This window comes from Mitsuokella multacida DSM 20544 (assembly GCF_000155955.1).
GTDB lineage: Bacteria > Bacillota > Negativicutes > Selenomonadales > Selenomonadaceae > Mitsuokella > Mitsuokella multacida.
In genome coordinates this window covers 642,101-655,971 of record NZ_GG697142.2, presented here as the reverse complement: position 1 = coordinate 655,971, position 13,871 = coordinate 642,101, and the positions used below count along the sequence as shown (strand labels likewise).

Annotated in this window: 13 protein-coding genes; 3 read left to right on the top strand and 10 right to left on the bottom strand. The window is 61.0% G+C overall.

Features of this window, described 5'->3' with window-relative positions; genetic code table 11:
- Positions 1 to 134: 134 nt before the first annotated feature.
- The 4 genes from MITSMUL_RS09915 to MITSMUL_RS09900 form a co-directional block, all read right to left on the bottom strand.
- Positions 135 to 1,598, bottom strand: a complete 1,464-nt coding sequence (locus MITSMUL_RS09915) for a DUF438 domain-containing protein (RefSeq protein ID WP_040636211.1) — start codon at positions 1,596 to 1,598, stop codon at positions 135 to 137.
- 164 nt (positions 1,599 to 1,762) lie between these two features.
- A complete protein-coding gene (locus MITSMUL_RS09910; RefSeq protein WP_005842301.1) occupies positions 1,763 to 3,013 on the bottom strand; it encodes a radical SAM family protein in 1,251 nt (416 codons plus the stop codon).
- Positions 2,997 to 3,647 (bottom strand): aminoacyl-tRNA hydrolase, encoded by a 651-nt coding sequence (gene pth / locus MITSMUL_RS09905; RefSeq protein ID WP_005842300.1) that lies wholly within the window; start codon positions 3,645 to 3,647, stop codon positions 2,997 to 2,999. Before pth ends, MITSMUL_RS09910 begins: the two co-directional genes overlap by 17 nt.
- A 112-nt stretch (positions 3,648 to 3,759) precedes the next feature.
- A complete protein-coding gene (locus MITSMUL_RS09900; protein WP_005842299.1) occupies positions 3,760 to 4,608 on the bottom strand; it encodes an undecaprenyl-diphosphate phosphatase in 849 nt (282 codons plus the stop codon).
- A gap of 359 nt (positions 4,609 to 4,967) precedes the next feature.
- On the opposite strand from MITSMUL_RS09900, the gene trxA reads away from it, so the two are divergent.
- The gene (trxA, locus tag MITSMUL_RS09895; protein WP_005842298.1) at positions 4,968 to 5,276 is read left to right on the top strand and encodes a thioredoxin; all 309 of its coding nucleotides are present in this window, start codon (positions 4,968 to 4,970) and stop codon (positions 5,274 to 5,276) included.
- Between the two features lie 50 nt (positions 5,277 to 5,326).
- On the opposite strand, the gene MITSMUL_RS09890 is transcribed toward trxA, so the two are convergent.
- The 6 genes from MITSMUL_RS09890 to MITSMUL_RS09865 all read right to left on the bottom strand — a co-directional run bounded on the left by MITSMUL_RS09890 (position 5,327) and on the right by MITSMUL_RS09865 (position 11,252).
- Positions 5,327 to 6,058: a Crp/Fnr family transcriptional regulator gene (locus MITSMUL_RS09890; RefSeq protein WP_419537975.1), complete on the bottom strand. Its 732-nt coding sequence runs from the start codon at positions 6,056 to 6,058 to the stop codon at positions 5,327 to 5,329.
- Between the two features lie 99 nt (positions 6,059 to 6,157).
- Entirely contained in the window at positions 6,158 to 7,105 is a 948-nt protein-coding gene (locus MITSMUL_RS09885; protein WP_036378525.1) for a ribose-phosphate diphosphokinase, read from the bottom strand.
- A 149-nt stretch (positions 7,106 to 7,254) separates the two neighbouring features.
- A complete protein-coding gene (glmU, locus tag MITSMUL_RS09880) occupies positions 7,255 to 8,622 on the bottom strand; it encodes a bifunctional UDP-N-acetylglucosamine diphosphorylase/glucosamine-1-phosphate N-acetyltransferase GlmU (RefSeq protein ID WP_005842295.1) in 1,368 nt (455 codons plus the stop codon).
- A gap of 70 nt (positions 8,623 to 8,692) precedes the next feature.
- Positions 8,693 to 9,451, bottom strand: coding sequence for a GntR family transcriptional regulator (locus tag MITSMUL_RS09875; RefSeq protein ID WP_005842294.1), 759 nt, complete (start codon positions 9,449 to 9,451; stop codon positions 8,693 to 8,695).
- 17 nt (positions 9,452 to 9,468) lie between these two features.
- Positions 9,469 to 10,347 carry a 4-(cytidine 5'-diphospho)-2-C-methyl-D-erythritol kinase gene (ispE, locus tag MITSMUL_RS09870; RefSeq protein WP_005842293.1) on the bottom strand — a complete coding sequence of 293 codons (879 nt, stop codon included), beginning with the start codon at positions 10,345 to 10,347 and terminating at the stop codon, positions 9,469 to 9,471.
- A 53-nt stretch (positions 10,348 to 10,400) separates the two neighbouring features.
- Positions 10,401 to 11,252 carry a 4Fe-4S binding protein gene (locus MITSMUL_RS09865; protein WP_005842291.1) on the bottom strand — a complete coding sequence of 284 codons (852 nt, stop codon included), beginning with the start codon at positions 11,250 to 11,252 and terminating at the stop codon, positions 10,401 to 10,403.
- 232 nt (positions 11,253 to 11,484) lie between these two features.
- On the opposite strand from MITSMUL_RS09865, the gene MITSMUL_RS09860 reads away from it, so the two are divergent.
- Complete coding sequence (locus MITSMUL_RS09860; protein ID WP_005842289.1) at positions 11,485 to 12,855, top strand: cytochrome ubiquinol oxidase subunit I; 1,371 nt, start codon at positions 11,485 to 11,487, stop codon at positions 12,853 to 12,855.
- Entirely contained in the window at positions 12,855 to 13,868 is a 1,014-nt protein-coding gene (gene cydB / locus MITSMUL_RS09855) for a cytochrome d ubiquinol oxidase subunit II (RefSeq protein ID WP_040636374.1), read from the top strand. Before MITSMUL_RS09860 ends, cydB begins: the two co-directional genes overlap by 1 nt.
- Positions 13,869 to 13,871: the final 3 nt, after the last annotated feature.

Below are 13,871 nucleotides of genomic sequence, written 5' to 3'. Positions count from 1 at the left end.
CCTCCAGATACATTTACCAACAAGTGGATTTACTCTTATTATAATGGAAATGTGTGAAAATTACAAGAAAAGTCAGCTTCTCCATCGCGAGAAGCTGACTTTCTTTTATGTTTTATGCGTTTATGCGGCTGCGATCACTTCTGGAACTTGTCGAGCGCCTTCTGGTAGTCCTGGACGAATTCGACGGCGCCCATGTACTCGCCATCCGCATCGTAGACGGCCGCGTAGCGCACGCCGACGGGGCGGCCCATGATGCGGCGGTAGATTTCCATGTGCGTGCGCTTCTTCGCCTTGAAGTCGAGCAAGAGCTGGCGCACGACCGGGATGATCTCGGGCGGGTGGCAGTTGTAGACCTCGCGGCCGAGCGCGGAGAGCGGGCGCGAGAAGATCTTGCCCTCGTTGAGGAAGTAGCGCAGGATGTCATCCTTGTCGATGAAGGTGATGTCGACGTCGAGGAGCTTCAAGATGCCCTGTAGCTCCTTCAGCGTGAGCTCGCCCGTCGGCAGCTTGACCTTGCCCTCGAGGAGCTCCGGCTTGAGGTCTTTGGCCGACTGTTCCTTCATCCAGGCCTCGCCCTCGGGCCAGCGCGGCATCGTCTCAGCATCGACGAAGGCCATGCCCATCTCGAAGAGGTCGCGGTAGACCATGAACCACTGCTCCTGCGTCAGGTAGCGCAGGGAGAGCGGGAAGAGGATGCGGTCTTCCTTGAAGACCATCTCGCGGATGCGCGTGCAGAGCGGCTCGATGCGGCCCTTGTAGAGCGGGTAGCTCTCGCTGTCCTCCTTGAGCGCCTTCGTGATGACGCCGAGCTCGCGCTTGATCTCATCGTCGACGCCCCACATGACCTGCGAGGGACCCGTGACGCCGTAGTCGTAGAGCATCGGCATCAGGAGCTCCTCTTTCTTGGCGTAGTGCGAGCGCACGGCATTGAGGCCCGCGATGAGGCCCGTGAGCTTCGCGACATCGCCCGCGCCGACCATCTCGTGGTGGATGGCGTCGAGATGGCGGACGAGCGCGTCGTTCTCGAGGCGCAGCAGGCTAAGCGGATGGCCCTCGGGCAGGTCATCGGTCGTCAGCAGGGCGGCTGCGGCAGCGGCGGCGTGCGTCTTCTCTGCCGTCTTGCGCAGCGCTTCCTGCTCCTTGCTCTCGCTCTCCGAGCAGTCGTGGAACAAAGCAGAATGGACGTCGCAGAGGCGCTGGACATCCTTGAGCGGCACGCCACCCTTGATGAGGTCCTGCTCCGCCTCGGCGATCTCCTCAGCCTTGACGTCCTCGAAGTGGCGCACAAAGTCGGCACGCACCGTCTCGAGCGATTCGCCGCCGTTGAGGCGCGCGATGTACTCGCGCAGCATGGCCTGGCGCGCCTGCTGCTCTGCGCCCGTCAGCGTGAAGCCCTTCGCCTCGAGCGTCGCGCGGATTTTCTCCATCGGGATGCCCTTGACGACGGCACCGCGCGGCAGCGTCATGATGCGGCCCATGAGCTGCAGGGCCGCCGGCTTCATGATGTCCTTGAAGCCGAGTTCTGCCAGTATCTCCTTGAGTTCCGGGTATTCGCGGACGAGCTCCGCCACGCTTTTCTTGAGGTCCAGTTTTTTCATCGTCATTGCTCCTTGTATGGCATACAGCAGACCCTGAATGGCCGGCACTTGCCTTCTATCTCTTATCGTTTATCTTTTTCGTCTTTCGATGAGACTAGTATAGTACAGCGGGCCCATCTTTGTCGTACCATTTGTTACATAGATTTGTCACACAGCTGTGATGCTCATGATTCGACGTAGTGGCTGAAGCTGCCGATGACGAGCTGCGGGAACTCCTCGTGCAGTGCGGCGATGAAGTGGCGCGTGCCGAGAATCTTGCCCTGCGGCTCCGGCATGATGTCGAGGAAGGCGTCGGGGTCGATGTTGAGGTTGCGCACCTGGATCATCTGCACGGGCAGATCGCGGAAGAACGCCTGCCATGCCGCGAGCTCTTCCTCGCGGTCGTTGAAGCCCGGGAAGTAGAGCAGGTTCAGCGAGACGTAGACGCCGTGGTCGAGCGCGTAGCGGATGGACGCCTTGACGTCATCGAGGTGGTAGCTCGCGCGGTAGTAGGCATCGTAGGCCTCATCGCGCGCGCTGATGATGGAGACGCGCAGCGAGTCGAGGCCGGCATCGACGATTTTCTTGATGCCCTCAGTCCAGCCCGCGTTGGAGTTCATGTTGATCTGGCCCTTCTTCGTCTTCGCGCGGATGAGCTGGATGCCCGCGGCGATGTTGTCGGCCGCGAGCGATGGCTCGCCCTCGCAGCCCTGGCCGAAGCTCACGATGCCGTCCGGTGCGACCGAGAGGTGGTAGATGCCGACCTCAGCGATTTCCTGAGGCGTCGGGCGGAACTTGATGCGCTCCTGCGGCGAGGGGCAGCACTCGGCCGGCTGCAGCGAGATGCAGCCGAAGCAGTTCGCATTGCAGACGGGCGAGGTCGGGATGCCGCACTCCCAGCGGCGGTAGAAGAGGTTCTGCGCCGTGCAGCAGTGCCACTTGAGCGAGCAGCCGCCGACCTGCTCGACGATGCGGTTGCCCGGCAGGTCCTTCTTCGTGCGCTTGACGAGCTTCGCGAGCTCCTTCGTGTTGTAGTGTACGGGGTCCCACTTCTCGTTCTCGTCCGTGTAGACGGCCGCGCAGCAGAGCTCGTCCTTGTAGACGACGACGGCCGTGTAGCCGTAGAGCGGCAGGCGCTGTGCCTCCTCCGCCCGCTCGTAGGCCGGCATGTAGAGGCGCGTGTAGCCGGCCGGCAGGATGGCGGCAACGGCGAGGCCGCTTATCGGCATCGTCTCGCCGTCCGCGCTCTGACCGACGGCCAGGCGGTCCGGCAAGAGCATGAGGTCCGCGCTCTCCGGCAGCGGGATGAGGTCCTCCGGCTTCAGCAGGATGTTCTCGCGGCCCGTGCGCCCCATGCCGCGCATGCCCGGCGCATCGAGGATGTTGCCGTCCTCATCGGCGTAAACGGCCGTAATGGCCTCATTCTGCTTGCTCATGCTGCTCCTCCTTTGCCTCTGTTTCACTTACCTCTGCAGCCTGTACATTCTTCGCCTTTTTCTTCTTCTTGGGGTTGAACTGGTTCATCGCCATGTCGACGTCGTGCGTCACGATGCACTCGACCGCGGGAATCAGGTAATCGATGGCCTCGCGGATCTTCGGCTGCTCCTCCTCGGGGAAGCCGGCGAGCACGTGGTTGACGACGGTCCAGCCCGGCAGCGGCCGGCCGATGCCGATGCGCACGCGCGCGAAATGCTCGTCGCCGACATGCGCGAGGATGGACTTGATGCCGTTGTGGCCGCCCGCACTGCCCTTCTTGCGGATGCGGATCGTGCCGGCCGGGATGTCCATGTCGTCGTGCACGACGATGAGGTCCTCGGGGGCGAGCTTGTACCAGTTCATCAGCGGGCCGACGGCGCGGCCGCTCTCATTCATGTACGTCTGCGGCTTGACGAGCACGACCTTCTCTGTGCCGATGCGCGCGTCCGCGACCTTCGCCTCGAACTTGTCCTTCCAGTCCGACGCCGAGAGTCCGAGGGCATCCGCCAGCGCGTCGATGAACATAAAGCCGACATTGTGCTTCGTCTTCGCATACTCCGCACCGGGGTTGCCAAGACCTGCAATGATTTTCATACTGTTCTATCTCCTATATCTTTCGCTATCGTTGTCGTTCATCATTTCAGTTTATCACATCTAATCCATAAAGACAAAAACTCCTGGGCCAAAGGCCCAGGAGGAATTCATTTTAGTCATTAGCCGTCGGATCGCCGACCATGAAGAGGTAGGCGATCACGACGATGCCGAGCGCGATGCGGTACCAGCCGAATGCCTTGAAGTCATTCGTCTTGATGTAGCGCATGAGGAACTTGATGGACAGGATGGAGACGATGAAGGCCGTGACCATGCCGACGACGAGGATGATGATCTCGGCTCCCGTATAATGGAAGCCGAACTTGACCATCTTCAGGGCACTCGCGCCGAACATGACGGGGATGGCCAGGAAGAAGGTGAACTCCGCGGCCACCGTGCGGCTCGCGCCGAACAGCAGGCCGCCGAGGATCGTCGCGCCGGAGCGGCTCGTGCCCGGCACGAGCGAGAGGACCTGGAAGATGCCGATGATCAAGGCCGTCTTGTAGTCGAGGCGACGGAGGTCCGTGATGACCGGGCGGCGGTGCTTGTTGTAGTTCTCGACGATGATGAACATGATGCCGTAGAAAATCAGCGTCGTCGCGACGACCGGCGCCGTCATGAAGTGCTCCTCCATGTACTTATTGAAGAGCAGGCCGATGACTGCGGCCGGGATGCAGGCCACGATGACCTTCATCCAGAGCTGCACCGTGTCGTGCTTCTCCTGACGCGTCTTCCACGAAGAGAACGGATTGAGCTTCTCGAAGCTCAGCACGACGACGGCCATGATGGCGCCGAGCTGGATGACGACGAGGAACATGTCCATAAACGCCTTGCTGACGTCGAGCTTGATGAACTCATCGACAAGAATCATATGGCCCGTACTCGATACTGGCAGCCACTCCGTAAGACCCTCCACAACGCCGAGGATGATGGTCTTGAGTAAATCCGCTATACTTAGATCCACTTTCTTTTTTCCTCCTGTAATATCTTAGTATCCGATACCGTATTCTGCTCGCAGCAGTATGCCCATTATAGCACAGCTGCCCCTTCTGTGCATGGAAATTTCCGGGTATTTGCAGCTCTCCCCGCTGCAAATGCCCTTATAGTATAGAAGTCCGACTTAAACAGGGGATAAACGAGGCAAAGAAAATGTGAGCAAGTCACGGAAAACGTGCCCCCCCTCTGCTATACTGAAGAAAAATCACAGGGACGTGCGCGCAAAGCGGCAGCACGTCCCTCTCGATGAGACACGATACTTTTTCCATATGGCTCCCATAGAGCTCCCCGAGTTCATCGAGCCTGGCACAAGGAGGTTTCCCTATCATGGCAGCAATTGTGATCACCAAAGAGAATTTCGACAGCGAAGTCCTGAAGGCAGAGGGCACGGTCCTCATCGACTTCTGGGCGACGTGGTGCGGCCCGTGCCGCATGCTCTCCCCGATCGTCGACGAAGTCGCGAGCGAGCACCCAGACGTCAAAGTCGGCAAGATCAACGTCGACGAGCAGCCCGAGCTCGCGCAGCAGTTCGGCATCATGAGCATCCCGACGCTGCTCGTCTTCAAGAACGGCGAGAAGGTCCAGGAGTCCGTCGGCCTGATCCCGAAGGAGAAGGTCGAAGCACTGCTCGGCTGAGCATCGCCTACAGTCTCTCCCCCTCATACAAGGCAAACACCATACAGCGATCAGTAAGTCCCCGCGAGGCGCCTGAGTGCCTCGCGGTCTTCGATGCGCAGATAGCCGCGGCCCGACGTGGTCCAGCCCTCCTGATTGAAGTACTTGATCAGGCGGGTGACGACCTCTCGGGCCGTTCCCATATAGCGGGCCATCTGCTCGTGCGTCAGGTGCACGACCTCGCTCTTCCGTTTCTCGCTCTCCTCGAGCAGGAAGATGGCGAAGCGGCGGTCGGCCGAGAGGAAGAGCACCTGCTGCATCTTCCAGAGCATGTCCGAGAGGCGCTTCGAGGCGAGCTCGTAGGCAAAGCAGCGCACGTAGATGTTCGCGTCCGACAGCCGGCGGAAGGCCGAGGCGTCAGTCAGCAGCACGTCCGTATCCTCCTCCGCGTCGATGTAGACGTCGAAGGTCACAGAGTCGAGCGTGCAGGCGGCCGAGAGGATGCCGATGTCGTCGGCGAACAGACGGTAGAGCGTCACATCGCGGCCGTCCTCCGACAGCGTGTAGACGCGCAGCTGCCCCTTCTTGAGGAGCAGCACGCCGATGCAGTCGAACGGCCCGCGGTGGACCTGCGTGCCGCGCTCGTAGTGGACGGCATGCGTATGGGCATTGAGTAGGTCTCTCTCTCGGTCCGAGAGCTGCGGCCAGAAGCCGAAGTGGCGGATGAAGAGGTCCGTCACATTCTTCTGCTGCCCGAGCTCATCGGACTCCGCCCGCTTATCCGGATGATTCAAATGGGTCACCTTCTATCTTCTAGTTCCAAATTTTATATCGCATAGCAAAAGAGAGCCTTTCGAGAAGGCTCTCTTTTTTATGGCTTGTCCTTGAAGGACGCACGTATCTTAGCGAAACAGCTGGCTGACCGAGCGGTGGCTCTGGATGCGCATCATGACATCGCCGAGTGCGTCGGCAAGCGACAGCACGACGAACTTGTCGGACTGCTTCTCCGGCGGCAGCGGGATCGTGTCCGTGATGACGAGCTTCTCGATTGGGGACTCGTTGATGCGCTGGACAGCCGGGTCAGAGAGGATGGCATGCGAGCACGAAGCGAAGATGCGCTTTGCACCGCGCTTCTCGAGGGCGCGGGCGCCTTCGCAGAGGGAGCCTGCCGTATCGACAATATCGTCGATGATGACGGCCGTCTTGCCCTCGACATCGCCGATGAGGTTCATGACCTCAGCGCAGCCCGGTTTCGGACGGCGCTTCTCGATGATGGCGATTGGTGCCTGCAGGTGGTCGGCGAGGATGCGCGCACGCGTGACACCGCCAAGGTCCGGCGAGACGACGACGACATCGTCGAACTTCTGTGCGCGGAAGTAATTCGCGATGACCGGAGCGGCTGCCAGGTGGTCGACCGGGATGTCGAAGAAGCCCTGGATCTGGCCGGCATGGAGGTCAACCGTCACGACGCGGGTGACACCAGCCGTCGTCATGAGGTTTGCGACGAGCTTCGCCGAGATCGGCTCGCGGCCGCGCGTCTTGCGGTCCTGACGTGCATAGGCGTAATACGGGACGACAGCCGTGATGCTGTGTGCCGAAGCGCGCTTGCAGGCGTCTGCCATGATCAGGAGCTCCATGAGGTTGTCGTTGACCGGATAAGACGTCGGCTGGATGATGAAGATATCCTTGCCGCGGATGCTCTCGCTGATCATGACCTGCGTCTCACCGTTGTTGAAATGACCGACATATGCATCGCAGAGGTTGACGCCGATGTGGTCGGCAATCTTCTTCGCGAGATCCGGGTTTGCATTACCGGTCAGGATGCATAAGTTAGCAGTGTCTAAAGCCATTTTGTTAAAATCCTCCAAATCCTTACACCTAGATTATTGCTCAAAGAGGACGGGCTCCGCCCAGTCGTCTCTCCTTACAGTATAGCACAGATGGACGAAAAGGGACATATTTCCCTGCAAATTGCTAAAAAAAGTCACAGAGGTGCGACTCACTCGTCGCGCTTATCGTGCCAGCTCTCGATGACCGTCTGGCGTGCGCGCGCGATTGAGAGCTTGCCCTTCGGCGCCGTCTTCGTGATGGTCGAGCCCGCGGCGATGTAGGCATCGTCCTCGATCGTCACCGGTGCGACGAGGTTGGAGTTGCAGCCGACGAAGGCGTTGTTGCCAATCTTCGTGCGGTGCTTCTTCTTGCCGTCGTAGTTGACCGTGATCGTGCCGCAGCCCATGTTGACGTTCTCGCCCATGTCGCAGTCGCCGATGTAGGAGAGATGCGGCAGCTTCGAGCCCTTGCCGATGTTGGAGTTCTTGACCTCGATGAAGTTGTCGATCTTGACGCCCTCGAAGAGATGCGTGTTCGGGCGCAGGTGGACGAACTGGCCGAGCTTGACATCGTCATCGATCTGGCACTCGTGCGCGTAGATGAACTGGCCCGTCACGCGGTTGCCGCATTTGACGTCCTGGAAGCGGACATTCGGTCCAATCTCGCACTCCTCGCCGATGACCGTGCCATGCTCGAGCCACGTCATCGGGTAGATGATGGTGTCGCGGCCGACCTTGACGTCGTCATCGATGTACGTCGTCGCGGGGTCCATGATGGTGACACCCTCGCTCATGAGCTCTTCATTCTTGCGGCGGCGCAGGATCTTCTCGGCGCCGGCGAGCTGCAGGCGCGAGTTGATGCCGAGCGTGTCCTCGTAGTCGTCAGCGGCCACGGCCCAGATCTTCTCGCCCTTCTTCTTGAGGATCTCGAGCACGTCCGGCAGGTAGTACTCGCCCTGCGCGTTGTCGTTCGTCACGTGCGAGAGCGCTTCGAAGAGGTCCTTGGCCGCGAAGCAGTAGATGCCCGAGTTGACCTCGCGGACCTTGCGCTCCTCTTCCGTCGCGTCCTTGTGCTCGACGATCTTCTCGACCGAGCCGTCCGCCGAACGGATGATGCGGCCGTAGCCCGTCGCATCCGGCATGATGGCCGTGAGGACTGTCGCCTTGGCAGCGGCTGCCACATGCTCGTCGTAGAGCTTCTTGAGGAGCGCGCCCGTCAAGAGCGGCGTGTCGCCGCAGAGGACCATGACCGTGCCCGTCTCATCCTTGAGGAGCCCCTTCGTCTGCAGGACGGCGTGGCCCGTGCCGAGCTGCTCCGTCTGCGTGACGAACTCCGCCTGCGTGCCGATGGCCTCGCGGACCATCTCGCCGCCGAAGCCCGTCACGACGATGTTGCGCTTCGCACCGGCCGCCTTGGCCGCATCGATGACGTGCTGCAGCATCGTCTTGCCGCCCGCCTTATGCAGGACCTTCGGCAGCTTCGACTTCATGCGCGTGCCCTTGCCGGCCGCGAGGATGACGGTTACTAAATCTGACATACTATCGTTCTCCCATCTCTATATTCTTCATGCTGCTGACAGCATATTGAGCGTAAATACCCTGTAGAATTCACGCGTCCTTTTGGGGCGGGCGCGCTTTTTTCTTCTTGGCCGCTTTCTCCTTGCGGCTCGTCGCGATGTCCATCGCCTTGAGGAGGGTCTTCTCGGAGTTTTCCATGTGGTGCTCCGCCGCCTTGCTCGCGCCGCGGCCGTCGCCGTTGGCGATGGCCTCGACGATCTCGCGGTGCTCCTCGAGCGTCGCCTCGAGGCGGCCCGGGTACGACATCGACAGTGTGCGGAAGCGCGTGAGCTGGTCGCGCAGATTCGAGATGATGCCGACGAGGCGGTTGTTGCGCGCCGCATGGTAGAGGAGGTCGTGGAACTCGATGTCGGTCTCGACGATCTTCTCCATCGCGCCCTCGCGGTCCTTGCCCTCTTCGAACTCCTTGATGTAGCCGCCGATGATGACGAGCAGGCGCTGCAGATGCTCGAGCTCGTCCTCCGTGATGTGCTCCGCCGCGAGGCTGTTCGACAGTGACTCGAGCGCCGTGCGGATCTCGAAGATCTCGTTGATGTCGCGGATGGACATGTCGGCCACGTAGGTGCCGCGGCGCGGCATCATGACGACGTAGCCCTCGAGCTCGAGCTTGCGGATGGCCTCGCGCACCGGCGTGCGGCTCACGCCGAGCTCCTCAGCGAGCTTGATTTCCATGATGCGCTCGCCCGGCTTCAAGATACCCTTGCGGATCGCCTCCCGCAGCGATTCGCAGACAACCTCACGCAATGGCTGGTAGCTGTCTAATTTGATTGGTGACAATCTCTGCTCCATTTGACTCCCCTCAATTCTTATCTCTTATGTATCGTATCGCAATTGGCGCCTGCCGTCTGGCAGACGAAGAGTTCCGCATCCGTTTGCTCCTCGAGGAAGGCGGCGGCACGGCGCGCCTCCTCTTCGGCTGAAAAGAGCCCGAATACGGTCGGGCCGCTGCCCGACATCATGCTGGCAAGCGCGCCCTTCTCCATCATCCATTCCTTATACTGCGCGATGACTGGATACTGCTTTATAGTAACACGTTCCAGTACATTGCACAATAAGGAAGCGATGCCCGCGCGGTCGCGCTTGGCGATGGCCTGGATGATGGCCGCGTTGTCCGGATGCTGCTCTGCGCCCTGCTCGTCGTAATGCTTGTAGGCCCAGGCCGTCGAGACCGAGATCTTCGGCTTGGCGAGCACGACCCAGAAGGGCGGCACGGGGTCGAGCGCCTCGAGCACTTCGCCGCGGCCCGTCGCCAGCATCGTCCCGCCCACGATGGTGAACGGGATGTCCGAGCCGAGCTTCGCGCCGTACGCGCAGAGCTCCGCCTCTGTCAGGCCGAGCTCGTAGAGCGCGTTGACGCCGCGCAGCACCGCGGCTGCATCGGCACTGCCGCCCGCAAGCCCCGCGGCGATTGGGATGCGCTTCGTCAGTGCGATGCGCACACCGCCTTTGACGCTCTCGCCGTCCAAGAGGAGGCGCGCCGCGCGCCAGGCGAGGTTGCGCTCGTCGGCCTCGAGGCCCGGCACGTCGAGCGTGAGCTCGATGCCGCTCGGGATCTTCGAGAGCGTCAGCGTGTCGTGCAGGTTGATGGACTGCATGACCATCGCGACCTCATGGTAGCCATCCGGGCGCTTGCCCAGGATGTCCAGCGTCAAGTTTATCTTGGCATTTCCCTCTACTGTAATCAAGACTTCCCCTCCTAATCACAATACAAAATATCACCTAATCACCTATTGAATCATCACTTATCCAGCGGGAAATCGCGCTGTCCCGCAAACTGTGGCAGGAGCTCCAGCACGCCCTGCGGGCAGTGCAGCGCGCAGAGATCACAGCCCGTGCAGGCCGCCGGGTCGACGTGCAAGGCTGCCTGTTCGCCGCGCTCCATTGCAAGCGCCCGCGTCGGGCAGACGACGGCGCAGAGGCCGCAGGCCGTGCAGCCCTGCTGCAGCGCAAGCCCGTTGAATAGCGCACAGGGCTCTGCCTGCTGCGCCTTGAGGAAGGCCGCCGCGTCGAAGCAGTAGCTGTGCTCGATCTGCGCCTCGGCGATCTCCTGCAAGCCCTCTGCCGTCGAGTGGAACAGCGCCTGGAAGAAGCCGCGCCGCTCGACCTTTTTTGTCTTCTTCGGCTTCGGCGGGGCCGGCTTGACATGGACGAGCGCGATCTCTTTCTTGCCCGCCTCTGCGAGCGCATCATTGCAGGCCGCGACCTCACGCTCGAGATGTGCAAAGACCGCAGGCCGGCACGCTTCGCAGTGCGAGATGTCGAGCGCGAGCGGCCGCTTTGCTGCGAGCGCCCAGAGCAGGCGGCGCGTGAGGAAGCCGAGGCAGTGCACGCCGCCCTCGCTGGCCTTCTCGCACATGAGGACCTGCGGTGCGAGCTCCTGCGCCTTCGTCAGTGCCCCCTCATAGTCCTCCGGCGCCACGATGGCCGCCACAGGGCAGACCGCGCTGCAGAGGCCGCAGCCATCGCAGGCCGCCGTGTCCACCACGTGATCTTTGATGGCCTTCTGCGGGCAGATTTCCTCACAGCAGTGGCAGTCCGCCTTGCCGTCGCGCACGAGGCAACGGCTCAGATCGATCCTTCGTTTCTCCACGATACTTCTCTCCTATCTTAATTGTATTCATTATACCACATCTGCGTTCGCCATGCGATTTTTCCCATGGAATCCGTTCCATCTTTCTGCGTTTTCTCGGTGCACTTCGCAATAATTATTTTCTTTTACGACTCAATATAATTTTTCATTGTCTCCTCTGCCGTTTTAGGCTATAATGGAACCATAAACATAATGCATCACGATGCACTAATACAAAAGGAGGGCATGATACATGGATGCACTGATCCTATCCCGATGGCAGTTCGCCATCACAACCGTCTACCATTTTCTATTTGTCCCCGTGACGCTCGGGCTCTCGATTTTCGTTGCACTGCTCGAGACGTGCTACGTCCGCACGAAGCGGCCGGCCTGGAAAGAAGCCAGCCGCAAGCTCGTGCGCTTCTTCGGCACGCTCTTTGTCATCAACTTCTCGATGGGCGTCGTCACCGGTATCGTGCAGGAGTTCCACTTCGGCATGAACTGGTCCGAATATTCCCGCTTCATGGGCGATATCTTCGGCGCGCCGCTCGCGCTTGAGGCGCTCACAGCCTTCTTCCTCGAGTCGACCTTCCTCGGCATCTGGCTCTTCGGCTGGGATAAACTCTCGGAGAAGGTCCACTGCCTCTGCATCTGGATCGTCGCATTTGCGAGCAACCTCTCGGCGTTCTGGATCCTCGTCGCGAACTCCTTCATGCAGCATCCGGTCGGCTTTGCCGTCCGCAACGGCCGCGCGGAGATGACGGACTTCTTCGCGCTCGTCACGAACCCGTACGTCATCGGTGAGTACACGCACACGCTGTTCTCCGCCATCGCGACGGCCGGCTTCCTCGTCATCGCCGTCTCCGCCTGGAAGGTCCTGCATGACGAGGCCTCGCGCCGCGCTTTCACGCAGACGCTCAAGGCCGGTGCCGTCTTCATGCTCTTTGGCCTCTTCGCCACGATGGGCAGCGGCCACCTGCAGGCGCAGTACATCGCGCAGGTCAACCCGATGAAGCTCTCCTCCGTCGAGGCGCTCTGGGAGACGGAAGACCCGGCACCATTTGCCATCGTCGCCGATATCGATGAGGACATGCACAAGAACAACTTCGAGCTCACCGTGCCCGGTGCCTTCTCCTTCATGCTCTACAACACGCCGACGGGCGCTGTGCCGGGCATCAACCAGATCCAGAAGGACTACTCCGAGAAGTACGGCCCCGATGAATACCGGCCGGATGTCACCGGTCTCTTCTGGAGCTTCCGCATCATGATCGGCCTCGGCGGCCTCATGATCCTCCTCGGACTCGCCGCCGCCTACTTCGGCTTCACGAACCGCCCGCTGGCCTGCCCGTGCTACCTCAAGGTCCTGCCGTGGCTGCTGCCGCTGCCGTACCTCGCCAACAGCGTCGGCTGGTACGTCGCAGAGGCCGGCCGCCAGCCCTGGATCGTGTTCGGCCTGCAGAAGACGAGCGATGCCGTCTCGCCGAACCTCACGGGCGCAGACGTCTGGCTGACGATGGCGGGCTTCACCGTCCTCTACCTCGTGCTCGCCATCGCGGCGCTCTGGATTGCCATGCGCTTCATCAAGAAAACACAGATTTCCTTCGAAGAAGGGAGGGACGCATGATGGACTTAACAATTCTCTGGTTCATCCTCATCACGGTACTCTTTACAGGCTTCTTCTTCCTCGAGGGCTTCGACTACGGCGTCGGCGGCCTGCTGCCGTTCCTGTCCTCCGATGAGGAGGAGCGCGGTGAGATCCTGCGCACGATCACGCCGGTCTGGGACGGCAACGAAGTCTGGATGATCACGGCGGGCGGCGCGCTCTTCGCAGCCTTCCCGCACGTCTACGCCACGATGTTCTCCGCCTTCTACCTCGCGCTCTTCCTCATGCTCGTCGCGCTCATTTTGCGCGGCGTGGCCTTTGACCTGCGCGGCCGCCAGGAGAGCCGCTGCTGGAAGCGCTTCTGGGACGGCGCCATCTGCTTCGGCAGCGTCGTGCCGGCCTTCCTCTGGGGTGTCGCCGTCACGAACCTCATCGCCGGCCTGCCCATCAACGAGAAGATGATCTACATGGGTGGCTTCTTCGACCTCCTGACGCCTTACACGATTGTCGGCGGTCTCGCCTTCCTCTTCGTCTTCCTGTTCCACGGCACGGCCTTCCTGACGCTGCGCCTCGCCAAGACGAGCCTCATCCTGCGCTGCCAGGAAGTCGCCCTGAAGACCGGCGCCATCGCCGTCATCTTCTTCGTGCTCTGCATGGCGATGACGCTGACGTACACCGACCTCTTCACGAAGCCGGTCGCTGCCGTCGCACTCGTCGGCGCCGCGCTCTTCTTCGTCATGGCGATGCTGAGCATGAAGCTCGGCAAGGGCAAGGCCAGCTTCCTCCTGAGCTCCGCCGCCATCGTCGCGACAACTGTCGCCTTCTTCGCCGGCCTGTTCCCGCGCCTGATGGTCTCGAGCCTCAACCCGGCCTGGAGCCTGACGATCACGAACGCCTCCTCGAGCCCCTACACGCTCTCCGTCATGACGGTCGCCGCCGGCATCTTCGTGCCGATCGTCCTGATCTACCAGAGCTGGTCCTACTACATCTTCCGCAAGCGCGTCACCGCCAAGGATGCAGAAGAACACTATTGATGC

Coding starts and splice junctions, on each gene's coding strand:
- MITSMUL_RS09915 (WP_040636211.1), bottom strand. CDS start 1,598: ATGAAAAAACTGGACCTCAAGAAAAGCGTGGCGGAGCTCGTCCGCGAA.
- MITSMUL_RS09910 (WP_005842301.1), bottom strand. CDS start 3,013: ATGAGCAAGCAGAATGAGGCCATTACGGCCGTTTACGCCGATGAGGAC.
- pth (WP_005842300.1), bottom strand. CDS start 3,647: ATGAAAATCATTGCAGGTCTTGGCAACCCCGGTGCGGAGTATGCGAAG.
- trxA (WP_005842298.1), top strand. CDS start 4,968: ATGGCAGCAATTGTGATCACCAAAGAGAATTTCGACAGCGAAGTCCTG.
- MITSMUL_RS09885 (WP_036378525.1), bottom strand. CDS start 7,105: ATGGCTTTAGACACTGCTAACTTATGCATCCTGACCGGTAATGCAAAC.
- glmU (WP_005842295.1), bottom strand. CDS start 8,622: ATGTCAGATTTAGTAACCGTCATCCTCGCGGCCGGCAAGGGCACGCGC.
- MITSMUL_RS09875 (WP_005842294.1), bottom strand. CDS start 9,451: ATGGAGCAGAGATTGTCACCAATCAAATTAGACAGCTACCAGCCATTG.
- MITSMUL_RS09860 (WP_005842289.1), top strand. CDS start 11,485: ATGGATGCACTGATCCTATCCCGATGGCAGTTCGCCATCACAACCGTC.
- cydB (WP_040636374.1), top strand. CDS start 12,855: ATGGACTTAACAATTCTCTGGTTCATCCTCATCACGGTACTCTTTACA.